Below are 25,613 nucleotides of genomic sequence, written 5' to 3'. Positions count from 1 at the left end.
GCACGCAAAGACGATCCTGACCGATGGAGCCCACCGAAACGCCTTCGACACCGCGCAATCCCGGCCGTAGCCGCACCCGTCGCGTGCTGCGTGCGATCGCGTGGACGTTTGGGTTGCTGCTGGTGCTCGTGATGGCGCTCGGAGCGGGCGCATGGTGGTGGCTAGGCTCGAATCAGTCGCTGGGTTTCGCGCTGACCAAGGCCGCGCAGTACATGCCGGCCGGCCAGACGCTGCAAAGCCGCGACGTGACCGGCTCGCTGCGTACCGGCGGACGCATCGGTTTCCTCCAGTGGCAGAGCCCGACGCTGTCGGTCGAGGTGCATGACGCAGACATCGGCTGGTTGCTGAAACCGCTGTTCGACCGCAAGGTGCAACTCGGCGAAGTGAGGGCATCGCAGGTGCTGCTGGAACGTCGCGGTCCCGTCGAGGAGAAACCCTCGGAACCGCTGGCGCCACTGCAGCAGATCGTGCTGCCGGTCGATGTCGACCTGTCCTTCCGCATCGACACGCTGCGCTGGGCCGGTCCGCCGGTGCTCGAAGCGAAGAATCTTGCCGGCAACTACCGCTACGTGCGGGCGCCGTCGCTGCACACGCTGGTCGTCGACGGCGTCGACATCCAGGACGGTCACTACAGCGCGAAGGTCGCGCTGCAGGGCGACGGTTCGATGGCGCTCGACGCCGGCATCGACGGCAGCGTCAAGGCGCCGCTTACCGAAGGTCGCAGCATCGACCTGATCGCCAAAGCCACAGCCAAGGGCAATCTGGCCGGCGCCGACGCGCGGCTGGCCGTGACCGCCGCGATCGACCCCGCAACGCCGGACGCCGCAGCGCCGATGCAGGCCCGCCTGCGCGCGAACATCGCGCCGTGGCAGCCGCAGCCGGTGATCGACGCCGATGCCGATCTGCGCAACATCGATCTGGCCGTGCTCCTGCCGACCTTGCCGTCGACACTGCTGACCGGCAAGGTCAAGGCCGGTCCCGCCACCGCAACGGCAGGTGCTGCGCCCGCCGCTGCGACCGTCTGGGAAATAGCAGCCGACATCCGCAACGGAAAACCCGGACCTTGGGACCGCGGCGGCCTGCCGGTCGAGCGGATCGAAGGCCGGGCCAGCTTCGACGGCAAGACCTGGACCGTGCCCGAAGCCATCGTGCGCGCGGGCGGCGGCCGCATTGAGGCCGAGGGCGAATGGAGCCCGGCGCCGGAGCCATGGCGGGTCGACGCCACCGTGAGCAACGTGCAGCTCGGCGCCATCCACACCCAGCTGGCAGGGGCGCCGGTGAGCGGCCGTGCCAGCGTCGAGCAGAAGAGCGATGCCGCGCTGCTGTTCGATGTCGCACTGCAGGCGCAGGGGCAGGCCGGTTCCGCGGCGCTGCAGGGCATACGGCTGGACCGCGCGCTGGCGCAGGGCCAGTGGAAAGACCAGATCCTCGATCTGCGCGCGCTGCGCATCGAGGCCGCGCAAGCCAGCGTTCAGGGTCAGTTGCAGGTGCGCGTGGCCGATCAGGCAGGAAGCGGCGATCTGAAAGTCGTTGTGCCGGGCGGCAACGCGCAGGTCAAGGGCAGCATCGCGCCGAATACCGGCGGCGGCGAATTCAGGGCGCGGATCGACGATGCATCGGTCGCACAGCGCTGGATCGAACGTCTGCCGGGCCTGTCCAAGGTATTCGCAGGCGCTACTGCAGATGGCAACGTGCAACTCGACGCAAGCTGGAAAGGCGGCTGGCAGGCCGTGCAGCGACGCCTGCAGAATGCAACGACGCCGGCACCGCGCGGCACCGTCGAGCCGACCGTGCAGGCGACGCTGACGGCGCCGCGACTCGACATCCGCCTGCCCGCTGGCCTTCCAGCGGCCGGCGCAGCAGCTCCGGTTGCCCAACCGATCCTGCTGCGCGGCGTGAATGCCGAACTTTCGGGCAGTCTGGCGCAAGCCACGCTGGCGCTCCGAGGCGAAGCGACGCGTGGCACGCAGAAGATCAATCTCACGACGCGCGCGAGCGGCGCCCTCGAAAGCGCCAACCGCTGGCGTGCGGCTGTCGCGAGCCTGCAGTTGCAGGTCATGGACAGCACGCGGCCCGGTCCGTGGAAGGTGGCCTTGCGCGATCCGCTGTCGGCGAACGTGCGCACCTCGCCCGGCGGCCTGGAAATCGACACTTCTGCCGGCGGCGTGACGCTGCAGGGTCCGGTACCCGGCACCGTGCGGCTCGACTGGGAGCCGGTCCGCTTCCGCCAGACCGGCAGCGGCGCGCAAGGCGGCATCCGCGTGCAGTCCAAGGGCCGCATGCAGGGCCTGCCGATGGCCTGGGCCGAAGCGATGGACGCCAGCAAATCGCTCGGCACGCTGGGCATCACCGGCGACCTGATCTTCGACGGCGAATGGGACATCGACGCCGGCGACACGCTGCGCGCCAGCGCGAAGCTCGCGCGCCGCAGCGGCGACATCCGCGTACAGGCCGGCGAGGCTGCACTGGTCACGAAGATCGTGAGCCGAGGCACAGGCACCGCCAGCGAAATCACCATGGATTCCGCGGCCGGTCCCGGCAACAGCAATCCGAGCACTCCCGCCGGATTGCGCCAGGCCGAACTGAGGCTCGATGCGCAGGGCGACGCAGTCACCGCCCGGCTGGTCTGGGACAGCGAACGCGCCGGCGTCATCCGCGCCGAAGCAGGAACCCGCTTCGCGCAGCGCGACGGCGGCTGGCAATGGCCGGAAGATGCGCCGCTCAACGGCACCGTCAAGGCCAGCATGCCGAGCCTGGGCGTCTGGTCGATGCTCGCGCCGCCGGGCTGGCGCATCGCCGGAACGCTCGATGCCGACGCCACGTTGTCGGGCAATCGCGCCGCGCCGCGCTGGAACGGTACGCTCGGCGCCGACAAGCTGGCACTGCGCGCGCTCGTCGAAGGCCTGGACCTGCGCGACGGCAGGCTGCGCGCCACGCTGTCGGGCGACCGCGTCGATATCACCGAATTCACGTTCAAGGGCGGCATGGGCAGCGGCGCGCGCATCGCGGGCCAGAGCGGCAACCTGAGCACCACGTCAAGCGAAGCGGCTCGCGACGGCGGCACGCTGTCGGCGCGCGGTGAGCTGCGCTGGGGTTCGGCTCCGGCTGCGAGTGCCGGCGGCGCAGGCTCGGGCATCCGGATGGCGCTGCAGGCTCAGCTGCGCAGCTTGCGCGTGCTGGTGCGTTCCGACCGTCAGGTCACACTTTCAGGCGATCTGCAAGCGCGGCTCGACGACGGCCAGTTCAGCCTGCGCGGCAAGCTGACCACCGACCGCGCCGTCATCATCCTGCCCGACGAAACCGCGCCGAGCCTCGGCAGCGATGTCGTCGTGCGCTCCGCAGCCAAGGAACGCGAGGCAGCGGCCAAGGCGCAGAAGGAAACCGAGCGCACCGACGCGCAAGCCGCCCGCCCGCAGACAGCCAAGCCGCCGGATGTAGCGATCACCTTCGACCTCGGCAGGGATTTCGCGGTGCAGGGACGCGGCATCACCACGCGGCTGGAAGGCGCGCTCGACATTCGCAGCACCTCGATGAACGCGCCGCCGCGCATCACCGGCGAAGTCCGCACCGTCAAGGGCCAGTACCGCGCCTACGGCCAGCAGCTCGATGTCGAAACCGGTCTCGCGCGCTTCAACGGTCCGTACGACAACCCGTCGCTGGACATCCTCGCGATCCGACCGAACATCACCCAGCGTGCCGGCGTGCAGGTCACCGGCACCGCGCAGGCACCGCGTGTGCGGCTGTATTCGGAGCCGGCGCTGTCGGATGTGGAAACGCTGTCATGGGTGGTGCTCGGCCGCGCGTCGGCCAGCAGCGGCGGGGAATCGGTGCTGATGCAACAGGCGGCGCTCGCCTTGCTTGGCGGACTCGGCAAGGGCGGCTCTGGCGGCAGCCTGGCAAGCAAGCTGGGCCTGGACGAAATCGGCTTCAAGGGTCCGAGCGGCGGCGACCTGCGCGAATCCGGCGTCACGCTGGGCAAGCGGTTGTCGAAGGACTTCTACGTGACCTACGAGAGCAGCCTGGCCGGCGCTCTGGGAACGCTCTATATCTTCTACGACCTGACCCAGCGGCTCACGTTGCGCGGCCAAGCCGGGCAGTTAAGTGCGATGGATCTGATCTATACGGTGAAGTACGACTGAGGTAGCTGATAAAGTCGCGGCTTCGCGAAAGTTGCCTTCGGTCCTCGTAGTTCAATGGATAGAACGGGGTCCTCCTAAGACTCAGATACAGGTTCGATTCCTGTCGAGGGCACCAGCACCAGCACCAGAGCCACCACAAAAGCCCTCAGGACTTCGTGCTCTCGTAGCTCTCCAGCCCCTGCACCGCTTCCCACCAGTCCCCGAATCCCGCAATATCGGTCAAACCGCCCATGTCCGGCGTCATCGACACATAAGCCACGATCGGTGCGAGATAAAGATCCGCGAGACTCAATTCGCCGGCGATGAATTGCGAGTCTCCCCTGATCTTCATCAGCAGTTCGACGAGCTTGCGGGCGTTATCGATGCCGTCTTCATGCATCGCTTCGTTCTTGCCACCGACGAAATCGGGGAACAGGTAGTAGGCGGCGATGCCACCCACCATCGCGCCATACCCGTAGGAATCGACGAGCCCCATCGTCATGTCCATTCGCGCGCGATCCTTCGGATCGGCAGGCACCAGCGCTTTTCCCGGCACAACATCGTTCAGGTATCGGACGATCGCCGATGTCTCCAGGATTCTCACGCCTGCATGGTCGAGCACCGGCACCTTGCCGAACGGATGCCGCGCCAGGTGTTCGGGCGTTTTAGGCTCGCCCTTCAATACGTTCAGCGGCACCTGTTCGTAGTCGGTAAATTGCTTTTCAGCCAGAAGCATCTTGACGGTGCGTACGTAAGTCGAACCGTCAAAGCCCCAAAGAGTCATCTCTGCCATGAATAAATCTCCAGATCGAATTTCAATCGAACCGGAGAATCTTCACCGGCTCGCCACAACTCCCTTTTCGCCAGCCAGAGCCTGTGCCACCGCTTCGGACAGCCGTCTCAGCGAAATCGGCTTTGTGACGTAAGCCTGGAAGCCGGCGCTCAGGCCCGCGAGCCGATCCGATTCCATGGCGAACGCCGTCAGCGCCACCGCAGGGAGATACCGCATGTTCGGATTCCTGCGCACCTGCCTGATCAGCATCAGGCCGTCCATCTCGGGCATGCCGATGTCGGAGACGAGCACATCGAACCGGCTCGACGACGACTCCAGGATCTTCAGCGCTTCGGCGCCCGAAGCCGCGACGCTCACCAGCGCGCCAAGGCTGTTGAGCGCGACCTGCGCCATCTCGCGTGCGTCCGGCTCGTCGTCGACCAGCAGGATGCGGCATCCGAGCAATTCGATGACGTCGGCATCCTCGCCGACGGAAGGCGACGGCCGGCCGACGATGCCGCCGACGGTGTCGAGCGGAAAGCGCAGGATGAAGGTCGAGCCCTGCCCGAGTCCCTTGCTGAGCGCTGTCACCGATCCGCGATGCAGTGCCGCAAGACCCTGGACGATGGAAAGTCCCAGGCCGAGCCCGCCGGCGCGGCGCGTCTTCGAAGAATCCTGCTGACGCATCTGCTCGAACACATGCGGCAGGAAATCGGGATCGATGCCGCGGCCGGTGTCGTGCACGAACACACGGACTTCCGACTGCGAGATCTGCACCTTGACGTCGATCGCGCCGCCGGCGTCGGTGAACTTGATGGCGTTGTCCATCAGATTGGCGAGCATCTGCGTCACGCGACGCTGGTCGCCCTGGATGATGCAGGGCGGCGACTCCGAATGGTTCAGCGCCACGCCCTTGGTCTGGGCCGCATGCAGATGAGCCGCCACGGCGTCGGCCGTTGCCTGGGAGAGATCGGTGGGTTGCAGATTGAGCACGAGTTTCCCGGCCGCAACGGCGGTCGCATCGAGCAGATCGTCGATCAGTGCCGCCTGCTGCCGCGCGTGCGTGCGGATGACTTCGGCGGCCTTGATGGCGGTCGGATCGTTCTGGCCCTTGCGCCGGAGTATTTCCGCCCAGCCGGAGATCACGTTCAGCGGCGAGCGAAGCTCATGCGAGACGACGGCGAGGAAGTCGTCTCGCAACTTGCTCATTTGCTCGGCCTCCTCGCGCGCCGAGCGTTCGACACGCAGCGCCTGGCGCGCGGTCTGGGCGTCCAGCACCACCTGATGCACGTCGACGAGCGTGCCGACCCAGGCGGTGGTCGTGCCGGCCTCGTCCGAGACCGGGCGCGCGGTGATGTCGTACCAGTGCGATTCGGTCTGGCCGTGCGGCATCAGAAGACAGCGCATGTTCAGCGGCATGCCGGTCTTGAGGCTGGCCGGCCAGGACTGCAGCAGTACGGCGCCGGTGTCCTGCTCGAAAAGCGTCTCCAGCGGCCGTCGCAGCAACTGCTCCGGCGTCGAGGAAATCCGCAGCCAGGCCTGGTTCACGTACTCGACCCGGCCGCTCGCATCGGTCTGGAACACGCGCTGCGAGATCGAATCTGCCAACGCTGCGAACTGCTGCTCGCTCAGGTGTCGCGCCGCGGCCTGCGTGCGCGTCGTCCGGGCCATGCGCTCCATGGCGCGCTGCACGCCGGCGACTTCGCTCAGCGATCCCGACGCCGATCTCGAATCGGGTCCTTTTTCGAACGCCGATATCGCCGATATCGCCGCCATCCGCGTGTCGTCACCACCCTGCGCAAGCTGGCGGATCGGGCGCAGGAATCGCCCGGTAGCCCACCAGGCCAGCAACGCCCCGACGAGTCCGAGGACGATGGCGCCGAGCAGGAAAGCCGTCCGCAGGTTGCTGGCCGCCTGCGCAGCCATTGCCAGCGGCTGCCTGGCGATCACGCGCCAGCCGAAGCCGGGAAAGTCGCCGTGCGCCGCGGTCGACGAGACGACGGTGAGGTAATCGCCGCCGCCCGGCCATTTGACGACCGACGCCGACCTGTCCTGCAGGGCGACGAGAGCGCGCAGATCGGTACCGATCGGAAGGTCGGACGACGCGGCCAGAACGACCTTGTCCTCGGAGTCGATCAGAACGGCATCGACACCGAAACCTTCCTTCAGCGGCCCGAAAGTGCTCGAGCGGATGTTATCGGTCCATTGCCACGCGATGTGCGTCGCAAACACGCGGATGATGTTGCCGGCCGCATCGCGGACCGGCGCGCTGACGTCGAGGAACCGCAGCGCTTCGCCGTTGGCCGGCTTGGGCAGGAGCTCCGCCAGGCGGACGGCCTTGTGGACATCGCCTACGAACAGGCCCCGCTTGCCCTGCTCCAGCACGGGCCTGCCGGTCGCGCTGCCGCCTTCGAAGATCCCGCCGTTGGCTGCGACCACGATGTCGGTCTTCGCATCGATGATCGAGACGAACGCAAAGTCGCTGTTGGTGCGTACGAACTCATCGAGCGCCTCGCGCATGGATGCCGCCGTGGCGGTCGGGTCCCTGAAGCGATCCCGGTAGGTTTGCGTGATGACGGCCTGCGTGAATCCGTTCATGCCGGCCGACAGTTCGCGCGCGAGTTGCCGCGACAGCACTTCGAGGTTGGCACCGCTCTGACGGACCACCTGGGTCTCGGCTGCCCTGGAAAGCAGGAGCGCGAGGGAAACACAGACGACGAGCACGAGCACGCCGAGCGCCAAGCCGAGCCGGGCCTGAATGCTTCCGAGACGCGGCCTCAATCGTGGCCAGACGGCTTTCGAAGTCATCTGTGTCTATTCCTTTGTTGAGAGCGGGAGCATTTCTGCCGATATTAGCTCTACACACAAAAGTGGATGCTGTTGGCGAAATTAGTTAGTAAGTGTGAGAATTCATTACCGAGAATTTCAAACATCTCCATGAAACCGAGCGATTTTCATCTTTCCACGTCATACATCAGCGCTTCGGTGGGCCACGACGAAGAACCGCCGCTCGACGAGCTTGGCGAAATCGCCAAGGCCTTTCTCGTCTACACCGCAGACAGTCCACCCGACAAGACTAATCCGTCGCTCACCGGCCTGCTGAAGGACGTGCGGCAACTGCTGCAGATGGACATCGCGTTCGTCGCCGAATTCGTGGACGGAATGTGCGTGATCCGAAAACTGGACACCACCGACATCGAGGAGCACATGCCGAAGGTCGACCAGGGCACACCGCTGGAAAAGACCTACTGCCAGCGCATCGTCGACGGCAGGCTTCCTCTCGCCATTCCGGACACATCGGCGATTGCCGAGTCGAACGCGTTGGCGGCGACCAGGCTACTGGACATCAAGGCCTATCTGAGTGCGCCGGTCCTGCTGAAAGACGGACGCGTGTATGGAACGCTCTGCTGCATCAGTCACCAGCGCAGGTCGGCGCTGGGCATTCGCCAGTCCGACGCCTTGCGCAAGGTTGCGGCGCTGGTCGCTGCGGAGATCGAGCGCAACCGGCCCTGAGCGGCTGGAACGGTAATCACCAGAACTTCCACCACGGGCGGCCAGGGGCCGGACCATCTCGCCCGAGTTCCATGCGCCTCGACGGCGTGGGCCCAAGCCGCCGATGCAGCTCGGCATCGAGTTCGTCCGCCACGCGCGACGCATGCCTGTCGCCCAACTTGCCCTTCTCGCGCCAGATGTAGGCCGTGGCAGCGAGTTCCTCATCATCGAGATGCTGTGTCTCCATCGATCGCTCCCGACATCGAACCTGCCCTCGCAGGCGCTGCCGGACGCCTGCCGGCGTTACAGAGGCGCGCGCCCGAGATGGTCGCTGACAGCGGCCGTCGAGACGCCCGCCTCTGCAACCGCGATCCGAAGCGCCTGCTCCGATACGCCGAGCGTGTCGGTCCAGTATTCCACCGACCCGGACTCCGTCACGTCGATCTGCGTGCGGTCCTGCGGAATGTGGTTGTCGACGACTTGTGCCATGGGCGGGGTCCTTATTCTTTAAAAAGATGATTTGCAACTGATCGCAATCTCGTCCCTTTCAAAGGTTCGTCTGCCGGAACGCCATGGCTTTGCGTGCAGGAAAGCGACTACCCGACGCTCATCAGGCTCGCATTGCCGCCGGCGGCAGCCGTGTTGACGCTCAGGCTGCGTTCGATTAGAAGCCGCTCCAGCACGATGCCCGCTTCTCCTGGCGCCAATCCCTGCAGGCCGACGATCGGACCCGGGCGCTCGGCGAGCCTCTCGCTGACGGCACGCAGCTGATCGGAGTCGCCATGGTGGATCACGGCCGTGAAATCGCCGTCGGCATCGCTTTCCGGTGTCGCACCGTCGGCCGAAGCCGCCCAGCGGACCCAGCGGATCGCGTCGCGCACCTTCATCGGCAGTCTGGCGGCCAGCGCACGCGGCGCGGCAGCATCGGGCCAGGCCGGACGCGCGCCCACCGCGAGCACGGCGGCCAACTGACACAGCAGATCGGCGTCGGCGGCTGCGAGGCAGAGCACTTCTTCGCGCGCCGAAAGCCGGTAGACGTTGCGCTCGCCGGTCGGGCCGTCGAGCAGCAGTTCGATACCGCTCGGCGACAGCGCGGCGAACTGCGTGCAAAGCGCAACCAATGCCGGAGCGGCTTGCGCCGACTCGCGCCATTGCCGGAGTTCCGCCAGCAACGGCGGCATCGAACGCGCGGGAACCGTCGTTCCCTCGGCCAATGCCGGCGTCAGCACAGGCGCCGGGCCGCTCGACAACAGCCGGTGCAGATACAGCGGTCCGCCCGCTTTCGGTCCGGTGCCCGACAGCCCTTCGCCGCCGAACGGCTGCACGCCGACCACGGCGCCGACCATGTTGCGGTTCACGTAGAGATTGCCGACCCGCGCTCGCGTCACGACCCGCTGGATCGTCTCGTCGATGCGCGAATGAACGCCCAGCGTCAGCCCGAAGCCGGTCGCGTCGATCTGCGCCAGCAGCGCGTCGAGTTCGTTGCGCTCGTAGCGCAGCACATGCAGCACCGGGCCGAAGACTTCGCGCGTCAGCTCGTCCATGTGCTCGATCTCGATCAGCGTCGGCGAGACGAAGGTGCCGAGCGACGCATCGTCCGCCACGGCGCCTTCCGCCGAATGGCCGCGCGCGATCTGGAAAACGCGCCGGCCCTTGGCGCGCATGGCGTCGATGTGGCGTTCCAGCGACTCCTGCGCTTCGCGGTCGATCACCGGGCCGATGTCCACGCAAAGATGCTCAGGGTTGCCCATCGTGCATTCGGCCATCGCGCCCCGCAGCATCTCGATGGTGCGCTCGGCGATGTCCGACTGCACGCACAGCACCCTCAGCGCCGAACAGCGCTGGCCCGCACTGTCGAAAGCCGAGGCGACGACGTCGTTGACGACCTGCTCGACCAGCGCCGACGAGTCGACCACCATTGCGTTCTGCCCGCCGGTCTCGGCGATCAGCGGCACCGGATGGCCGAACGAATCGAGTCGCCCGGCGATCGTGCGCTGGAGGATGCGCGCCACCTGCGTCGAGCCGGTGAAGAGCACGCCCTGCACCCGTGCGTCGGCCACCAGCGCGGCGCCGACGGTTTCGCCGGCACCCGGCAGGAGCTGCAGCACGCCCGGTGGCAGCCCGGCAGCATGAAGGATTTCGACGGCCTGCGCCGCGATCAGCGGCGTCTGCTCGGCCGGCTTGGCAAGCACCGTGTTGCCGGCGGCCAGCGCTGCGGCGATCTGGCCGATGAAGATCGCCAGCGGAAAATTCCACGGGCTGATGCAGACCACCGGCCCGAGCGGCCGGTGGGTGTCGTTGCCGAAGCTGGTGCGGACCTGCGCCGCGTAGTAACGCAGGAAATCCACCGCCTCTCGCACTTCGGCGATCGCGTTCGCCAGCGTCTTGCCGGATTCGCGCACCAGCAACCCGAGCAGCGGCTGCATGCGGCCTTCGAGCAGATCGGCGGCGCGGTCGAGCATGTCGGCGCGGTCGCCGGCCGGCGTGGCCTGCCAGATCTGGAAGGCATCCTGCGCCGCATTCAGCGCACTTTCGACGTCTTCGGCGACGGCTTCGCGGACGTGGCCGACGATATCGGAATGCCGCGCCGGGTTGCGGACCGGCTGGCGCAATGCCGGCGCGACCTCGATCGCCGCTTCGGCGACCCGAGCCAGCATCGGCTGCGCGGTCCAGGCTTCGGCGGCGCTGTGCAGCAGCGCGCCCGACAGCGAAGCCAGCCGCTGCTCGTTCGACAGGTCGAGCCCGGCCGCGTTGCTGCGCCCGGACGCCTTGTAAAGATCTTGCGGCAGCGGAATGCGCGGATGCGGCTGGCCGACGTTGCCGGTGTCAGCGCCGGCCGCTTCGACCACCGCCACCGGATCGGCCACCAGCGACGCGATCGACAGCGTCTTGTCGGCAACGCGGTTGACGAACGACGTATTGGCGCCGTTCTCCAGCAGCCGGCGTACCAGATAGGCCAGCAGCGTCTGGTGACTCCCGACCGGCGCATAGATGCGGCACGGACGGCCGAGCTTTCCTTCGGAAACCGGACCGACGACCTGGTCGTACAGCGGCTCGCCCATGCCGTGCAGGCACTGGAATTCGTACTGGCCTTCCTGGTAATCGGGGCCGGCCAGGTGATAGATCGCTGCCAGCGTGTGCGCGTTGTGCGTCGCGAACTGCGGGTAGATCGCCTCCGGTGCGGCCAGCAGCTGACGTGCGCAGGCCAGATAAGACACGTCGGTGTGGACCTTGCGTGTGTAGACCGGATAGTCCTCCAGCCCGTCGAGCTGGGCGCGCTTGATTTCGCTGTCCCAGTAAGCGCCCTTGACGAGGCGGATCATCAGCCGGTGGCGGCTGCGGCGCGCCAGATCGACCAGGTAGGTGATGACGCTCGCGCAACGTTTCTGATACGCCTGGATCACGAAACCGATGCCGTTCCAGCCAGAAAGCGCCGGCTCGTGGCACAGGCGCTCCAGCAGGTCGAGCGAGATTTCGAGCCGGTCGGCTTCCTCGGCGTCGATGTTCAGGCCGATGTCGTAGCGACGGGCGAGCAGCGTCAGCGTGCGCAGGCGCGGATAGAGCTCGTCCATCACGCGCGCGTGCTGGGCGCGGCTGTAGCGCGGATGCAGCGCCGACAGCTTGATCGAGATGCCCGGCCCGCGATAGATGCCGATGCCGGCAGACGCCATGCCGATTGCATGAATCGCCTGTTCGTACGACGCCATGTAGCGCAGCGCGTCGGCATCGGTGAGCGCGGCCTCGCCGAGCATGTCGTACGAATAACGGAATCCTCGCGCCTCCAGCTTGCCGGCATTGGCCAGCGCCTTGCCGATGGTTTCGCCGGTGACGAACTGCTCGCCCATCAGGCGCATCGCCATGTCCACGCCCTTACGCACCACAGGTTCGCCGCCGCGCGTCAGCACCCGGCCGAGCGAGCTGCTGAGCCCCGATTCGTTGTGCGTCGACACCAGCTTGCCGGTCAGCATCAGACCCCAGGTGGCGGCATTGACGAAGAGCGACGTGCTCTTGCCGAGATGCGGCTGCCAGTTGCCGGTGCTGATCTTGTCGCGGATGAGCGCGTCGCGCGTGCCCTTGTCCGGAATGCGCAGCAAGGCCTCGGCCAGACACATCAGCGCCACGCCCTCCTGCGACGAAAGGGAAAACTCCTGCAGCAGGTTCTGCACGACGCCGGCCCTGCCACCGGCCTGGTGGTCGCGCAGCTTTTCCGACAGTTCGCAGGCCAGCGTGTGGGTGGCGGCGGCCATGCCGGCGGGCAACCGTGCCTGAGGCAGCAGCATCGCGACCTGCTCGGGCTCGGGACGGCGGTAGGCGGCGGTGATGGCGGCGCGCATCACGCTCTGTGGCAACAGGTGCTCGGCGAAATCCACAAACGGCTGGCGGTCGCGTTCGGCCTGGGAATCCGCGCTGCTGGCGACGCTGAGTGCGGTGGACGTCAAGGCAGCCGTCGAATCGGAGGGAACCGTGCCGAAAACCTCGTGGAGCGGAAGCCCACGTTCAAGCATTTCCAGGTGCGAATGGATCGCCTGCTTGATGAGCCAGTGCGGCGTGCGTTCGACCTTGATGGCGGCGGACTTCAACCGCTCCCGGACGCTGTCATCGAGCTTCACGCCCACGGTGGTCAACGACATGATTCGCTCCAGGCACAAGTTGAGTTGCGCCGGATCGTACGTGAGACCACCCGAAGGTGCAACCCGTTTTACATGACAGGTGCAACCTTAAAAAATCCGAGCAACCGACCGGTTGCACCTCGCTCTACAAACGAAGCTCAGGCTCGCGCAACAGCCCATCCAGCCACCCGGCGCAGCACCCGCTGTACGCGAACGGCAGGTGAACGCTGCCGGATCACATTGGCGTCGCAACGGACGCGAATCACCGATTCGACGGCGTCTGCGATGGCGCCGGCGGTCATGTCACCGTCGTGCGAACGATTGCGAAACGATTGGGCAATGTCGCTCAGGTGCGATTCGCTCAAGCGCGCAAAGCTGGGTTTGACGCCGGCCATCATCACAATGTCGCCACCAGACGGACCAGGACGGGAATGGCGACGAGCACACCGACGCGCACGAAGTTGCGGCGCCAGGCGGCTGCATATTCGAAATGGCGGACGGCGCGGAGAGCGGCGAGACGCTCCCGGCGTTCGTTCTCGCCGAGACTGTCTTTCCACCATTCGTGTGTTTGTTGTATAGATCTGCTCATGTAATCAATTGTGATTATTTGAGCGAACTTTTACAAGTGCATACCAGCCCGAAAGTTCACACTTTTTCTCACATTGAGTACTAAAGGCCGCTATGAAGTACTACTTTTTCGATGTTGGCGATTCATCGGGGTGTAAGTCGAAGGTACGTAGGCATAGAACTACTCGATCGCCTTGTTTTCTCCCGCAACGCGCCGTTGCACTGCCGCCTTAATCTACGGTCATTCAAAGCGAAAAGGATTGCGCATCATGAAAAGCATCATTCTCTGGCTCTGCGGTGTGCCAATCGTTGCCATCATCGCGCTGAAGATTTTCGGCATCCTCTGACCTCATTCCTCCTCACGATGCCTTCGGGCGTCGTTCTACAGCGCCCTTCGGGGCGCTTTTTTTTCGCAATGTGAGGACGTCGGCATTCAGCGTCTCGGCCCAGGCGCGACGATCGCGTCCCTCGGATGGCTGCGGATCGCCGAAGCGGACGATCGCCAGCAGCGGCGGCGCCTTGAGCGTCTGCCAGAGCGAGACGAACAGGTTGTCGTCGCCGATGTAGCGCGGCGCCTGGCTGTTCTGGCCGGTGGCATCGTCGACGAAACGCAGCGCCATCGGCTGGACCGGCGCGCCGGATGCGATGGCTGCCTGCAGCAGGTTCGCATGAAAAGGCAGCAAGCCCTGGCCATCGCTGGTGGTGCCTTCGGGAAAAACCGCGATCAGGTCGCCGTCGCGCAACGCCTCGGCCATGTGGTGCACCACGCGCAACGCATCGCGACGCCTCTCGCGCTCTATATAGAGAGACCCCGCGCCGTCGGACAGCGTACCGATCACCGGCCACTGGCGGACACCCGATTTCGACACGAACCGCACATGCCGCGCCGCATGGATGGCCAGAATGTCGAGCCACGACAGGTGATTGCAGACCAGCAGCACCGGCCCTTGCGCCGGCGGCGTGCCCTGCACTTCCAGGCGGATGCCCATCAGCACGAGCATCCGCTGCGCCCATTGCTGCACCCGCGCCTCGCGTTCGACCGGCGTGAGCTTCGGAAAATGCCTTCGGATCGTCCACCAGCCGCGAAGTATGTGCGCCGAGGCGCGCATCAGCTTCGCAGCAGCGTGGAACGTCGACATCGCGCAGGTAACGGACGCTGTCAGGCCGAATGGACGATTCGACCGGCGATCAGCGTGTGCCGTGCGGCGCCGCGCAACGCGTAGCCGGAGAACGGCGTGTGCTTGCCCTGGCTGCGGAGCGCGTCGGGCAGGACCTGCCATTCGAGATCCGGATCGATCACGCAGAGATCAGCTGGTCCGCCGACGGCGAGGCGTCCGATCTGCGTCAAAGTGGGCGCGACCTGCGCGGCGGGCCCGGAGGCGATCAGCCGTGCAGGCGCCGAAGTCACGACCTCGATCGCGCGCGCCAGCCCCGCTCCGCTCTGCACACCCCACTGCAATGCCAGCGGCAGCAGCAGTTCCAGACCGGTCGCACCCGGCTCGCTTTCGGCGAACGGCAGCGTCTTGGCGTCGGCTTCGACCGGCGTGTGGTCGGACACCAGCGCGTCGATGGTGCCATCGGCCAGCGCGGCCGAGAGCGCATCGCGGTCGCGCTGCTGGCGCAACACCGGATTGAGCCGCGCCCGGCTGTCGAAGAAGCCGATGTCGTTCTCGGTCAGATGAAGAGAGTTGATGCTGACATCGCAACTCACCAGCAGGCCTTCGGCCTTGGCAGCGCGAACCAGCGCGACACCGGCCGCGCTCGAGAGGCGGCACAGGTGCACGCGTGCGCCGGTGCTCTTCATCATCTCGAAGATCGTGAACAGCGCAATGGTCTCCGCCGCGACCGGCACGCCGGCCAGCCCGAGCCGGGTCGCGAGCGCGCCGCTGGCGGCAACGCCCTTGCCGAGATCGCGGTCCTGCGGCCGCAGCCACACGGTGTAGCCGAAGGTGCTCGCGTACGACAGCGCGCGCTGCAGCACCTGCGTGCTGCCGAGCGGCACGTCGGCCTGGCTGAAGCCGACGCAGCCGGCATCGGTCAGCGCCGCCATCTCGGTCAGCACTTCTCCGGCCAGATTGCGCGTGAGCGCGCCGAGCGGGAACAGGCGTGCGCGACGCAGCTTGCGGGCGCGGAACTGCAGCATCTCGACCAAACCCGACTCGTCGAGCACCGGATCGGTATCGGGCGGGCAGACCAGGCTGGTCACGCCGCCAGCAATTGCGGCGGCGAGTTCGCTGTCGAGCATGCCTTCATGCTCGTAACCCGGTTCGCGCAGCCGCGCCGCCAAATCGACCAGACCCGGCGCCACGATGCAGCCCGCCGCATCGATGGTGCGCTCGACATTGAAATCGGCTGGAACATCGCCGATGGAAAGAATCCGGCCGTCGGCAATGGCGACATCGCACTGGCGGTCGAGGCCCGAAGCCGGATCGACCACGCGGCCGTTGACGATGAGGATGTTCATGCTTCGTTGCCCGCCACGATGCTCATTACCGCCATGCGGACTGCGATGCCGAAGGTCACCTGCGGCAGGATCACGCTCTGGTTGCCGTCGACGACAGCCGAATCGATCTCGACGCCACGGTTGATCGGCCCCGGATGCATCACGATGCAGTCCGGCTTGGCGAGTTGCAGTTTTTCCGGCGTCAGGCCGTAGGTCTTGAAGAATTCCTGGCTGGACGGCAGCATCGCGCCGCTCATGCGCTCGTTTTGCAGCCGCAGCATGATGATCACGTCGCAGTCGCGGATGCCTTCTTCCAGCGTATGGCAGACCCGGACGCCCATGCCGGCCATGTCGGTCGGCACCAGCGTCTTCGGGCCGACGACGCGCACTTCGGCGCAGCCGAGCGTCGTCAAGGCATGGATGTCGGAGCGCGCGACGCGCGAATGCACCACGTCCCCGACGATGGCGACGGTCAGGTTGCTGAATTCCTTCTTGTAGTGCCGGATCGTGAACATGTCGAGCAGCCCCTGCGTCGGATGCGCATGGCGGCCATCGCCGGCATTCACGACATGGACATGCGGCGCGACGTGCTGCGCGATCAGATACGGCGCGCCGGACTCGCTGTGGCGCACGACGAAGATGTCGGCCGCCATCGCGCTCAGGTTGGCTATGGTGTCGAGCAGCGATTCGCCCTTGCTCGCCGAGGAACGCGCGATGTCGAGATTCAATACGTCGGCGGAAAGTCGCTTGGCAGCGATCTCGAAAGTGGTGCGGGTGCGGGTCGAGTTCTCGAAGAACAGGTTGAACACGCTCTTGCCGCGCAGCAAGGGCACTTTCTTCACCTCGCGGTCGTTCACGCTGGTGAACTTGGCTGCCGTGTCCAGGATGTGCGTGACGATGTCCTTGGGCAGACCCTCGATCGACAGCAGATGCATCAGCTCGCCATGCTTGTTGAGCTGCGGATTGCGCTTGTAGAGCATCAGCTGCTGGCCTCCACCTGGAAGCTGAGCGCGCCGTCGCCGGCGCGTGCAAGCGCGATCGACCGGGCGGCCGGCAGCGTCAGGCGCGCAGCCGCGAAGTCCGCAGCCATCGGCAGCTCCCGAGCGCCTCGGTCGACCAGCACGGCCAGCCGCACGCAGGCGGGTCGGCCGAAGTCGAACAGCTCGTTCAACACCGCGCGGATCGTCCGGCCGGTGTAGAGGACGTCGTCGAGCAGCAGCACGTCGGCGCCGTTGACGTCGAAGGGCAGGACGGTCTGCGCGCTGGCGGACATACCTCGGCGAGCGAAGTCGTCGCGGTGCATGGCCGAAGAGATCACGCCCGGCGCACCGGCGAGGCCCAGATCTTTCTGCAGGCGCTCGACCAGCCAGGCGCCGCCGGAGGTGATGCCGACGAGATGCGTGTCGTCGCGCATCAGCGCTTTCACGCCGCGCAGCAGATCGCCGTACAGCGTCTCGGCTTCAGGGATTTCGGTATTCAAGGGAGACTCCGTAAGAATTGCTCGAGGATGATGCAGGCCGAAGCCGCATCGGCGTCGCGCGCGCCGGAAGCGATGGCTTCGGTGGTGCTGTAGCGCTCGTCGACTTCATACACCGGCAGCCTGAAGCGGCCGTGCAGCTGGCGCGCGAACTTCTGCGCCTTCACGGTGTTCTCGTGGCTGGCGCCGTCTGGGTGGTACGGCACGCCGATGACCAGCGCATCGGGCTGCCATTCCTTTATGCGCGCCTCGACCTGGGCAAATCGCGCATCGCCTTCGGCCTTTATCGTGGGCTGCGGGGAAGCGGTGCGCAGCAGCCGGTTGCCAGTGGCGACGCCGGTGCGCTTCTGGCCGTAATCGAAGGCCAGGAAACTCTGGAAATGCGACGGAACAGGCGAAACGGGTGAAACGGACAAAGAACCGGTCACGTCAGGCATGTCCGGCATCGGGAGACAGGGTCCAGGCTTCGAGCCCCAGCAGCATCAGCGCCTTGTCGTAACGCTGCGCGACCGGCGTGTCGAAGATCACCGCGGCATCGGCACCTACGGTGAGCCAGCTGTTCTCGGCCAGTTCGGATTCGAGCTGCCCTTCGCCCCAGGCCGCATAGCCGAGCGTCACCAGCACCTTGCGCGGACCGGCGCCGGTCGCCAGCGCCTCGAGCACGTCCTTCGACGTCGTCATCTCGAGCCCGCCGGGAATCGTCATGGTCGAGGCGTAGACCGATTCTTCAGGCCGGTCGGCATCGGCAAAGACCGGCTCGTGCAGCACGAAGCCGCGTTCGGTCTGGACCGGGCCGCCCTGGAATACCGGCGAAGTGCCGAGTTCGGGGCGCGAGAGATGGAGATCGATCTTTCGGAACAGCGCGGCGAGGTCGATGTCGCTGGGCTTGTTGATCACAAGGCCGAGCGCACCGCGTTCGCTGTGTTCGCACAGGTAGATGACGCTGCGGTTGAAAGTCGCATCTTCCATCCCGGGCATCGCGATCAGAAAATGATGCGTAAGGTTCATCGGGGCAGAATCGGCAGACATGCCTCCGATTTTACTTGCCGTCGACAAGACATATCCCAAGGGCCTGATGTGGTTCCGCCGCGATCTTCGCGTCGACGACAACGCAGCGCTCTGGCACGCCCTTCGAACCTGTCGCGAAGTGGTCTGTGTATTCGTATTCGACAAACACATCCTGGACCCGTTGCCGCGCGCCGACCGGCGCGTCGAATTCATCCGCGAATCGCTGGTCGCGCTCGATGCCGACCTGCGCACGCTCGGCGGCGCGCTCGTCGTGCGCCATGCGGTCGCCGAAGAGGAACTGCCCGCGATCGCCGCCGCGCTCGGTGTGCAGGTGGTTTTCGCCAACCGCGACTTCGAGCCCGCCGCGATCGCGCGCGATGCCAGGGTCTTCGGCGCGCTGGCCAACGCCGGCATCGCCTTCCACACCTCGAAGGACCACGTGATCTTCGAGCGCGAAGAAGTGCTGACCAAGGTCGGCCAGCCGTATTCGGTCTTCACACCGTACAAACGCGCCTGGCTAGCGAAGGTCGACGACTTCTTCGTCAAGCCCTACCCGGTCCGCGGCCATGCAGATGCGCTGATAAAGCCGCCGAAATCGCACGATTCGCCGGTGCCGACGCTGAAGGAACTGGGTTTCGAGCCGACCAATCTGGCCGAACTCGAAATTCCGACCGGTGCGCAAGGCGGCGACGCGGTGTTCGAAGACTTCTTCGAGCGCATCGAGCGCTACGACGAGGCCCGCAACTTCCCCGCCGTGCGCGGCCCGAGCTATCTGAGCGTACATCTGCGCTTCGGCACCGTGTCGATCCGGCATCTGGCCGGCGTCGCGCGCAAGCTGTCGCTCGGCGGCGATGCGGGCGCGTCGACCTGGCTGAGCGAGCTGATCTGGCGCGATTTCTACATGCAGGTGCTGGCGCACAACCAGCAGGTCGCCGAGGGCAAGAGCTTCAAGCCCGAATACGACAAGATCGTCTGGCACCACGGAAAGCATGCCGACGGGCTGTTCGCGGCCTGGTGCGAGGCGCGCACCGGCTACCCGCTGATCGACGCGGCCATGATGCAGATCAACCAGACCGGCTACATGCACAACCGCCTGCGCATGATCGTCGCGAGCTTCCTCTGCAAGGACCTCGGCATCGACTGGCGGCGCGGCGAGGCGTACTTTGCGACGCACCTGAACGACTTCGAGATGGCGTCGAACAACGGCGGCTGGCAGTGGGCAAGCTCGAGCGGTTGCGACGCGCAGCCGTATTTCCGCATCTTCAACCCGGTCACGCAGAGCGAACGCTTCGACCCCGAAGGCAAATTCATCCGCCGCTACCTGCCGCAGCTGAAAGGCCTGTCGAACGCCGCGATCCACGCGCCGTGGGATGCGAAGCCGGTCGAACTCGAAGCCGCCGGCGTCAGGCTCGGCGACAACTACCCCAAGCCGGTCATCGATCACGCCGAAGCGCGCGACCGCACACTGGAGCGCTACGGCGTGGTGCGCGCGCCGGCGCGGGAAGGCAAGACGGCGAAGTCCTAGAGCGGTTCGGCGTGCGCATGGCTGCGCACCAGCCGCACCAGCTCATCTTCCGAATACGGCTTGCCCAGGTAGTGGTCGACACCCAGCTGCATCGCCAGTTCGCGGTGCTTCGCGGCGATGCGCGACGTGATCATGATCACCGGCAGGTCGGCCAGCAACTCGTCGGCGCGGATGTTGCGCACCAGGTCGAAGCCGTCCATGCGTGGCATCTCGATATCTGAAAGCACGACCGCCGGACGCTCCTGCTGCAACCGCTCCAGCGCCTGCAGGCCGTCGACGGCAAGCGCCACGCGGTAGCCCTCGCGCTGCAGCAGGCGCTGCGTGACGCGTCGGACGGTGATCGAATCGTCCACGACCAGCACCAGCGGCGCCTCGACCGGCAATGCCGCCGCACCGGCCGTGTCGCCGTGCTGCGCCCATTCGGCCCTGGCGATCCGCTGCGCCTCGCGCGCCGCCTCGCCGTGCACCGCGGCCAGTGCCACCGGGTTGTAGATCAGCGAAACCGCACCCGACGCCAGCACCGACACCGCAGCCATGCCCGGCAGCCGCGAAAGTTGCGGACCGAGGTTCTTCACCACGACTTCCTGGTTGCCGATCACGTCGTCGACATGCAGCGCCAGCCGTTGCGAGGCGCTGCGCACGATGACGATCGAATGGCCGCGCGCGGCCGGCTGGTCGCTGCGCGCCGACGATTGAAGCAGCGCGCCGGCCCAGTACAGCGGCACGTCTTCGTCATTGAAACGGTGCTGCTGCGCGACATAGGCCGCATCGAGCTCGTCGGCGGTCACGCGCTGCACCACTTCGACCAGATTCGACGGAATGCCGACCGTCAGGGCGCCAGCGCGGACCATCACGACGTGCGTCACTGCAGTGGTCAGCGGCAGCACCAGTGTGAAGGTCGTGCCCTGGCCCGGCGCGCTCAGCGTTTCGATACGCCCGCCAAGCGCGACGACGCTCGCGCGCACCACGTCCATGCCGATGCCGCGACCGGCCAGCTCCGACACCTGCTCGGCCGTCGAGAAGCCCGGGTGGAATATCAGCTCGGCCGCCTCGTCGCGCGAGATCTGCTCGCCATAGTTCAACAAGCCCATCGAAACCGCGCGGTCGGCGATGCGCTGCACGTCGAGTCCGGCGCCGTCGTCGCGGAAGCTGACCGATACGTCGTTGCCTTCCTGCCGCAGATCGATGGAGATCAGCCCGCTGGATTCCTTGCCGGCCCATTCGCGCGCCGAGCCGTTCTCGATGCCGTGCGCGACGCTGTTGCGCAGCAGGTGTTCGAAGGCCGGCGTCATGCGTTCGAGCACGCCACGGTCCATTTCGATCGAGCCGCCGGTGATGTCGAGCCGCACCTGCTTGCCGGCGTCCTTCGACGCCTGGCGTACGACGCGGTAGAGGCGCTCGGAAATGCCCTCGAACTCCACCATGCGGGTGCGCAGCAGTCCACGTTGCAGCTCGCGCGCCTGACGCGCCTGTGCGCTGAGGTCGTCTTCGGTCGCCTGCACGGTTTTCTGCAGCGTGCGCTGCACGGTGGCCACGTCGTTGACCGATTCGGCCATCATCCGCGTGAGTTCCTGAACCCGCGTGAAACGGTCGAATTCGAGCGGATCGAAGCCCTGCTGCGAATCCTTGGCCTGCGCGAGGCGCGACTGCATCTGGCTTTCGGCCTGTACTTCGACGTCGCGCAGTTGCTGGCGCAGGCGGTCGAGGTTGCCGGTCAGGTCGCCGAGCGAACTGCGCAGCTGGCCGAGCTGGGTTTCCATGCGCGAGCGCGTGATGATGATCTCGCCGGCCTGCGCGACCAGCCGGTCGAGCAGGTGCGTGCGGATACGCACGGCCTGGCCGGCCAGCGCGCGCAGCGGCGCCAGCAGCGACGGCATCGGCATCGCGACGCCCGGTGCGGCCACGCCGCGCGGACGCTGTTCGGGCTCGGCTTCCTGCGCAGGCGCGGGAGCAGCCGTCGTCGGCTGCCAGGTTCGTTCCGGCACGGGCGTAACGATCGCGGAAATGCTCGCTGCACTGCTCGCGCCAGCTCCCGCGTCGGCCTTACCGCGCAATCCGTCGAAGGTCGACTGCAGCGTGTCGAAGCGCCCCAGCAGCCGCTCGATCGCCTCCCGGTCGACGCCGCCGTGCGCGCGGCCGATGGCTTCGATCTCCGACTCCATGCGATGCGCTCGCTCGCCAAGCTGCATCGCGCCGGCCAGCCGGGCGCTGCCCTTGAGCGTGTGCAGCGTGCGAAGGATCGATGCGCGCGGCGCCGTCGCGTCCGGCTGCCGAGCCCATTCGCGCAGCGCACCACCGAGGCTGGGCAGCAACTCGGCCGCCTCTTCCTCGAAAACCGGGAACAGGTCGACGTCGAGCGCATCGGCGACATCGAAGCTCTCGTCCGCATCGTCGAGCGTCACGTCGGAGGCGAAACCTTCCTGGCGTCGCGATGTCCACGGCGCGGACGGCCACGCCTCCAGCGGAGCCGGTCCGGTCGGCAATCCCGGCGCTTCGGCGACTTCGCGCAGTGCGTCGAGCGTCGACTCCAGCGGATCGCGCAGGAAGCCGGCGGCGAACTGGTGCAGCAGATGACGCAGTTCGTCAGCGGCCGCCACCAGTACGGCACCCTGGCCCGGCGTGCCGCGACCCTGGCGTTGCAGATGCTGCAGCGCCGTCTCGATCAGCCGCGCCATGCCCGACAGGCTCTGGAATCCGACCGTGGCCGAACTCCCGGCCAGCGAATGCGCGAAGCCGATGGTCGAATCGGACATGCGCTCCTGCGTTTCGAGCGCCCATTCGCCGACTTCGCCCACCAGCTGGCGGGACCACTCGTCGGCCTCATTCAGATAGACGTTGTAGAGCTGGATGCCGATCCGCAACGGCCCGATGGCCTTGACCGGATCGTCCGCACTCTGGTTGCTCGCCACCAGCGTGAGCAGAGGCGACACCGACGAAAACGACGACATCGGCACCGGATGCTCGGGAGCGGCGTCGAAACCTGGGTCCGGGTCCAGATCGAACTCGAGCTCGAACGCCATGTCGGGCTCGGACGGCCGCTGCGGCAAGTGCGCAAATGCGGCGTGCGCCGTCTCGAGAAAGTCGATGTCGTCGCCGGTCGGTGGCAAGGATTCCGCCGAATCGAAGGCCGACAGCGGTTCGGGCACGCGATCGGGCTCGAGTTCAAGTTCGGGGAAATCGGTTGCGGCAAAGTCGTGCCCGATCGCCGCTTCTTCGGCAGCGTCCGAAGTTTTGTCGTCGATCGCCTCTCCGTTGCGCAACGCGTCCGCGACACGCGTAAAGGTGCTCGCCTCCCAGTCGTGCGTCCGACCCTCGGCGATGGCATCGACCCATTGCGAGAAATCTTTCAGCGCACTTTCGGTGGCGGACAGCAGCACCGGTGTCGCCGGGCGTTGTTCGGCCAACCAGATGTTGAACAGCTGCTCGAAAGCCGATGCCGCCTCGCCATACGCGGTGAAGCCGACCATCCGCGCGCTTCCCTTGAGCGTGTGGAAGGCACGCCGCAGCACGGTGAGTTCGTTGCCGCCCGACGTGCTGCCGGCCAGCGTCGCGACTGCGGCCAGACCGTTCTGCAGCACTTCCCGTGCTTCGTCCAGGAAGATGTTCTGGAGATCGTCGTCTTCGAGTTCGGTGACCTCGGTATCGGCGACCGGCGGCTTGTCGGCGCCAATGTTCACATTCCAGCTGTCGGCCGCCAGGCTGAAAGCCTCGATCGGCGCGGCGGCGCGGCGTGGCGCGGCGAGCGCGGCGACCTTGGTCGCGATTTCCGCGTCGATTTCTGCGGCAGTGAGTGCGGGCGGCAGGGTTTCGAGGTCGAGCGGTTCGACTTCCTTTCGGCCCATCAACGGCTTGAGTTCGCCAGCCGCCTCGTCGTAGACGAACAGGCGTTTGGCAAGCGCCGGCTGGTAGCCGAGCATGTCGATCAGGAAGCCGAGCGCGCCGAGGTTGTTGCCCAGTGCGTCGACGTCGGCGGTCACTGCTTCGGCGGTGCTGGAAAGCATCAGCCGGTCGACGTTCTCCCGCATGTGCTGCACGGTCTGCGCCGCCTGGTCGAGGCCGAGCACCGAGAAGACGCCGCGCATCTGCATCAGCTGGCTCGGCACCTTGCTCAGCAGGCCCTGATCGACCGGATTGCGGAAGAACTGGTCGAGCGATTTTTCCAGCTCCAGCAGATGACTGTGCAGTTCGTCGACCACGGTGCCCATGCTCTGGTGATCGCTCATGCGCCGGTAGAGCTCTTCCATCCACGGTTCCAGCGGCTCCGACTGGCCGCCTTCGCGTGCGCGCTCGATGCGTTCGGCGAGTTGCACGGTGCGGAGCGTGAGCTGGCGGTCGTGCGGATCGAGATCTTCGAAGGCAGCTTCCAGGTACAGCACCGAAGTCGCGACTTCGAGCGAGAGTTCGGTCGTCGGCGGCGTGCCGGACTGCAGCGAGGCATCGACCGCATCGTTCAGAGCCTTGGCCATCGGCAGGCTCGGCGGATGCAGCTTCTGAAGCGATTCGCCGAGCTGCGCGAACGCATCGACGACCTGGCGGGTCCGCGACACGTCGCCTCCCGAGAGCGCCGTCCACATTTCCTTGGCCGTCTCGATGCGCTTGCGTGCCTGCGCGAGCGCGAGCGGATCGAAACGCCCGAACTGCTCGACGTTGTAGTCGACGCCCGCATGCGCGCCGACGCCCCAGGCGCCGCGCACCGCGCGCAGCGCCTCGGCCGGATCCTGCTGGCGCGGCACGGCCTGGGCACAGAAGAAAAGCAGATCCTGCCCGAGCCGGTCAGACACGGCCTTGTCGCTGCGCGACAGCGTCGCGTACTGGATCAGCGCACGCGAGGCAGCGCGCTTGACATACGCATCCACCGGCAGCAGGCCGAGACCGATGGCCTCGAAGAATGCGCCGGCAAGCATCCAGAAGCTGGCGACATGCGGCGTCGAGGCGCCGCTGGCCAGCCCGAGCGACAGCGTGTGCAGCCGGCGGGCCGCTTCATGGTCGCCGGCCTGCACCAGACGGAGCACGTCGCGGTCGAAGCGCGAACGCACGGCCGGGTCGTTGACGAGCGCCGGCTCCGCAGGCAGCGGTGCGACGTCGGCCCAATGCCAGGCGTGATTCCAGAGGTCCGCCGGATGCACGCGGTCGCTGCCGGCCATTTCGAGCACGTCGCGGTACTGCGGGAAAAGCGCCAGCGCCGACACCGATTTGCCGACCAGCACCGCGTTCAGGAAATCGCAGACGGCGAAGCCGGCGCGCTCGATCTTCCGTACGGCCGCTTCGTTGCAGCGCGCGGGTTCGAGCAGCAGCGACTGCACGGAAAACTCCATCGCGCCGACCATGACCGCCGCCGACGGCTGGCCGACCATCGTCAATGCGCCGACGGTCTGGTGCAGCTGCTGGGCAGCCAGGCGCAGTGCGCCGGTGTCGGGCTCGGAAGCCGATGCGGACACGGCGGCCGGCTCGCGCACGAAACGCCGCAGCGACTTGCCGACGCTGTCGAGCGTCTTCTGTATCTCGTCGAGCACCCAGGCCAGCGGCCCGAGGTCCTCGTCGGCCGCGGTCGAAGCCCGATCGGCGGACTGGCTTGGGCTTGGGCTTGAGCTTGAAATGGAC

17 protein-coding genes and 1 tRNA gene are annotated in these 25,613 nt (G+C 66.5%); 4 read left to right on the top strand and 14 right to left on the bottom strand.

Going from position 1 to position 25,613, the window contains the following annotated elements; genetic code table 11:
• Positions 1-23: 23 nt before the first annotated feature.
• Both ACSFA3_RS10065 and ACSFA3_RS10060 read left to right on the top strand, forming a co-directional pair.
• Positions 24-4,139 (top strand): translocation/assembly module TamB domain-containing protein, encoded by a 4,116-nt coding sequence (locus ACSFA3_RS10065; protein ID WP_435505303.1) that lies wholly within the window; start codon positions 24-26, stop codon positions 4,137-4,139.
• A gap of 40 nt (positions 4,140-4,179) precedes the next feature.
• Positions 4,180-4,254, top strand: a tRNA-Arg gene (locus tag ACSFA3_RS10060).
• A gap of 30 nt (positions 4,255-4,284) precedes the next feature.
• Here the strand turns inward: ACSFA3_RS10060 and ACSFA3_RS10055 are convergent.
• Entirely contained in the window at positions 4,285-4,911 is a 627-nt protein-coding gene (locus ACSFA3_RS10055; RefSeq protein ID WP_435505302.1) for a glutathione S-transferase family protein, read from the bottom strand.
• 42 nt (positions 4,912-4,953) lie between these two features.
• Positions 4,954-7,698 carry a hybrid sensor histidine kinase/response regulator gene (locus ACSFA3_RS10050; RefSeq protein WP_435505301.1) on the bottom strand — a complete coding sequence of 915 codons (2,745 nt, stop codon included), beginning with the start codon at positions 7,696-7,698 and terminating at the stop codon, positions 4,954-4,956.
• A gap of 129 nt (positions 7,699-7,827) precedes the next feature.
• Here ACSFA3_RS10050 and ACSFA3_RS10045 point away from each other — a divergent pair, with 129 nt between their 5' ends.
• Positions 7,828-8,403, top strand: a complete 576-nt coding sequence (locus ACSFA3_RS10045) for a GAF domain-containing protein (protein WP_435505300.1) — start codon at positions 7,828-7,830, stop codon at positions 8,401-8,403.
• A 16-nt stretch (positions 8,404-8,419) separates the two neighbouring features.
• Here ACSFA3_RS10045 and ACSFA3_RS10040 read toward each other — a convergent pair whose 3' ends face one another.
• From ACSFA3_RS10040 to ACSFA3_RS09990, 11 genes are all read right to left on the bottom strand, one after another.
• Positions 8,420-8,629: a hypothetical protein gene (locus ACSFA3_RS10040; protein WP_435505299.1), complete on the bottom strand. Its 210-nt coding sequence runs from the start codon at positions 8,627-8,629 to the stop codon at positions 8,420-8,422.
• A 56-nt stretch (positions 8,630-8,685) separates the two neighbouring features.
• Positions 8,686-8,871: a DUF3606 domain-containing protein gene (locus ACSFA3_RS10035; protein WP_435505298.1), complete on the bottom strand. Its 186-nt coding sequence runs from the start codon at positions 8,869-8,871 to the stop codon at positions 8,686-8,688.
• A gap of 107 nt (positions 8,872-8,978) precedes the next feature.
• Positions 8,979-13,013, bottom strand: a complete 4,035-nt coding sequence (putA, locus tag ACSFA3_RS10030; protein ID WP_435505297.1) for a trifunctional transcriptional regulator/proline dehydrogenase/L-glutamate gamma-semialdehyde dehydrogenase — start codon at positions 13,011-13,013, stop codon at positions 8,979-8,981.
• Between the two features lie 137 nt (positions 13,014-13,150).
• Positions 13,151-13,357: a hypothetical protein gene (locus tag ACSFA3_RS10025; protein WP_435505296.1), complete on the bottom strand. Its 207-nt coding sequence runs from the start codon at positions 13,355-13,357 to the stop codon at positions 13,151-13,153.
• A gap of 32 nt (positions 13,358-13,389) precedes the next feature.
• Positions 13,390-13,581 carry a hypothetical protein gene (locus tag ACSFA3_RS10020; RefSeq protein ID WP_435505295.1) on the bottom strand — a complete coding sequence of 64 codons (192 nt, stop codon included), beginning with the start codon at positions 13,579-13,581 and terminating at the stop codon, positions 13,390-13,392.
• A 337-nt stretch (positions 13,582-13,918) separates the two neighbouring features.
• Positions 13,919-14,698, bottom strand: coding sequence for a lysophospholipid acyltransferase family protein (locus ACSFA3_RS10015; RefSeq protein ID WP_435505294.1), 780 nt, complete (start codon positions 14,696-14,698; stop codon positions 13,919-13,921).
• A 20-nt stretch (positions 14,699-14,718) separates the two neighbouring features.
• Entirely contained in the window at positions 14,719-16,023 is a 1,305-nt protein-coding gene (locus ACSFA3_RS10010) for a dihydroorotase (protein WP_435505293.1), read from the bottom strand.
• On the bottom strand, positions 16,020-16,982 hold the full coding sequence (locus ACSFA3_RS10005; protein ID WP_435505292.1) for an aspartate carbamoyltransferase catalytic subunit: 963 nt from the start codon (positions 16,980-16,982) through the stop codon (positions 16,020-16,022). Before ACSFA3_RS10005 ends, ACSFA3_RS10010 begins: the two co-directional genes overlap by 4 nt.
• Positions 16,982-17,482, bottom strand: a complete 501-nt coding sequence (pyrR, locus tag ACSFA3_RS10000) for a bifunctional pyr operon transcriptional regulator/uracil phosphoribosyltransferase PyrR (protein ID WP_435505291.1) — start codon at positions 17,480-17,482, stop codon at positions 16,982-16,984. The genes ACSFA3_RS10005 and pyrR overlap by 1 nt, the downstream gene beginning before the upstream one ends.
• Positions 17,479-17,916 carry a Holliday junction resolvase RuvX gene (ruvX, locus tag ACSFA3_RS09995; RefSeq protein ID WP_435505290.1) on the bottom strand — a complete coding sequence of 146 codons (438 nt, stop codon included), beginning with the start codon at positions 17,914-17,916 and terminating at the stop codon, positions 17,479-17,481. The genes pyrR and ruvX overlap by 4 nt, the downstream gene beginning before the upstream one ends.
• The gene (locus ACSFA3_RS09990; RefSeq protein WP_435505289.1) at positions 17,909-18,508 is read right to left on the bottom strand and encodes a YqgE/AlgH family protein; all 600 of its coding nucleotides are present in this window, start codon (positions 18,506-18,508) and stop codon (positions 17,909-17,911) included. Before ACSFA3_RS09990 ends, ruvX begins: the two co-directional genes overlap by 8 nt.
• On the opposite strand from ACSFA3_RS09990, the gene ACSFA3_RS09985 reads away from it, so the two are divergent.
• Positions 18,507-20,012, top strand: coding sequence for a cryptochrome/photolyase family protein (locus tag ACSFA3_RS09985; protein WP_435505288.1), 1,506 nt, complete (start codon positions 18,507-18,509; stop codon positions 20,010-20,012). The genes ACSFA3_RS09990 and ACSFA3_RS09985 overlap by 2 nt on opposite strands.
• On the opposite strand, the gene ACSFA3_RS09980 is transcribed toward ACSFA3_RS09985, so the two are convergent.
• Positions 20,009-25,609 carry a hybrid sensor histidine kinase/response regulator gene (locus ACSFA3_RS09980; RefSeq protein ID WP_435506195.1) on the bottom strand — a complete coding sequence of 1,867 codons (5,601 nt, stop codon included), beginning with the start codon at positions 25,607-25,609 and terminating at the stop codon, positions 20,009-20,011. The two genes, ACSFA3_RS09985 and ACSFA3_RS09980, sit on opposite strands and share 4 nt — an antisense overlap.
• Positions 25,610-25,613: the final 4 nt, after the last annotated feature.

The organism is Variovorax glucosi (assembly GCF_051216695.1).
GTDB lineage: Bacteria > Pseudomonadota > Gammaproteobacteria > Burkholderiales > Burkholderiaceae_C > Variovorax.
This window is presented reverse-complemented; position numbering and strand designations above follow the sequence as displayed.

Bases quoted from the DNA above. Each gene is read 5' to 3' on its own strand.
- ACSFA3_RS09985 (WP_435505288.1), top strand. From the start codon at position 18,507: ATGCCTCCGATTTTACTTGCCGTCGACAAGACATATCCCAAGGGCCTG.
- ACSFA3_RS10015 (WP_435505294.1), bottom strand. From the start codon at position 14,698: ATGTCGACGTTCCACGCTGCTGCGAAGCTGATGCGCGCCTCGGCGCAC.
- ruvX (WP_435505290.1), bottom strand. From the start codon at position 17,916: ATGCCTGACGTGACCGGTTCTTTGTCCGTTTCACCCGTTTCGCCTGTT.
- ACSFA3_RS10050 (WP_435505301.1), bottom strand. From the start codon at position 7,698: ATGACTTCGAAAGCCGTCTGGCCACGATTGAGGCCGCGTCTCGGAAGC.
- ACSFA3_RS09990 (WP_435505289.1), bottom strand. From the start codon at position 18,508: ATGTCTGCCGATTCTGCCCCGATGAACCTTACGCATCATTTTCTGATC.
- ACSFA3_RS10055 (WP_435505302.1), bottom strand. From the start codon at position 4,911: ATGGCAGAGATGACTCTTTGGGGCTTTGACGGTTCGACTTACGTACGC.
- ACSFA3_RS10065 (WP_435505303.1), top strand. From the start codon at position 24: ATGGAGCCCACCGAAACGCCTTCGACACCGCGCAATCCCGGCCGTAGC.
- ACSFA3_RS10040 (WP_435505299.1), bottom strand. From the start codon at position 8,629: ATGGAGACACAGCATCTCGATGATGAGGAACTCGCTGCCACGGCCTAC.
- ACSFA3_RS10020 (WP_435505295.1), bottom strand. From the start codon at position 13,581: ATGAGCAGATCTATACAACAAACACACGAATGGTGGAAAGACAGTCTC.
- putA (WP_435505297.1), bottom strand. From the start codon at position 13,013: ATGTCGTTGACCACCGTGGGCGTGAAGCTCGATGACAGCGTCCGGGAG.
- ACSFA3_RS10010 (WP_435505293.1), bottom strand. From the start codon at position 16,023: ATGAACATCCTCATCGTCAACGGCCGCGTGGTCGATCCGGCTTCGGGC.
- ACSFA3_RS10045 (WP_435505300.1), top strand. From the start codon at position 7,828: ATGAAACCGAGCGATTTTCATCTTTCCACGTCATACATCAGCGCTTCG.
- ACSFA3_RS10005 (WP_435505292.1), bottom strand. From the start codon at position 16,982: ATGCTCTACAAGCGCAATCCGCAGCTCAACAAGCATGGCGAGCTGATG.
- ACSFA3_RS10035 (WP_435505298.1), bottom strand. From the start codon at position 8,871: ATGGCACAAGTCGTCGACAACCACATTCCGCAGGACCGCACGCAGATC.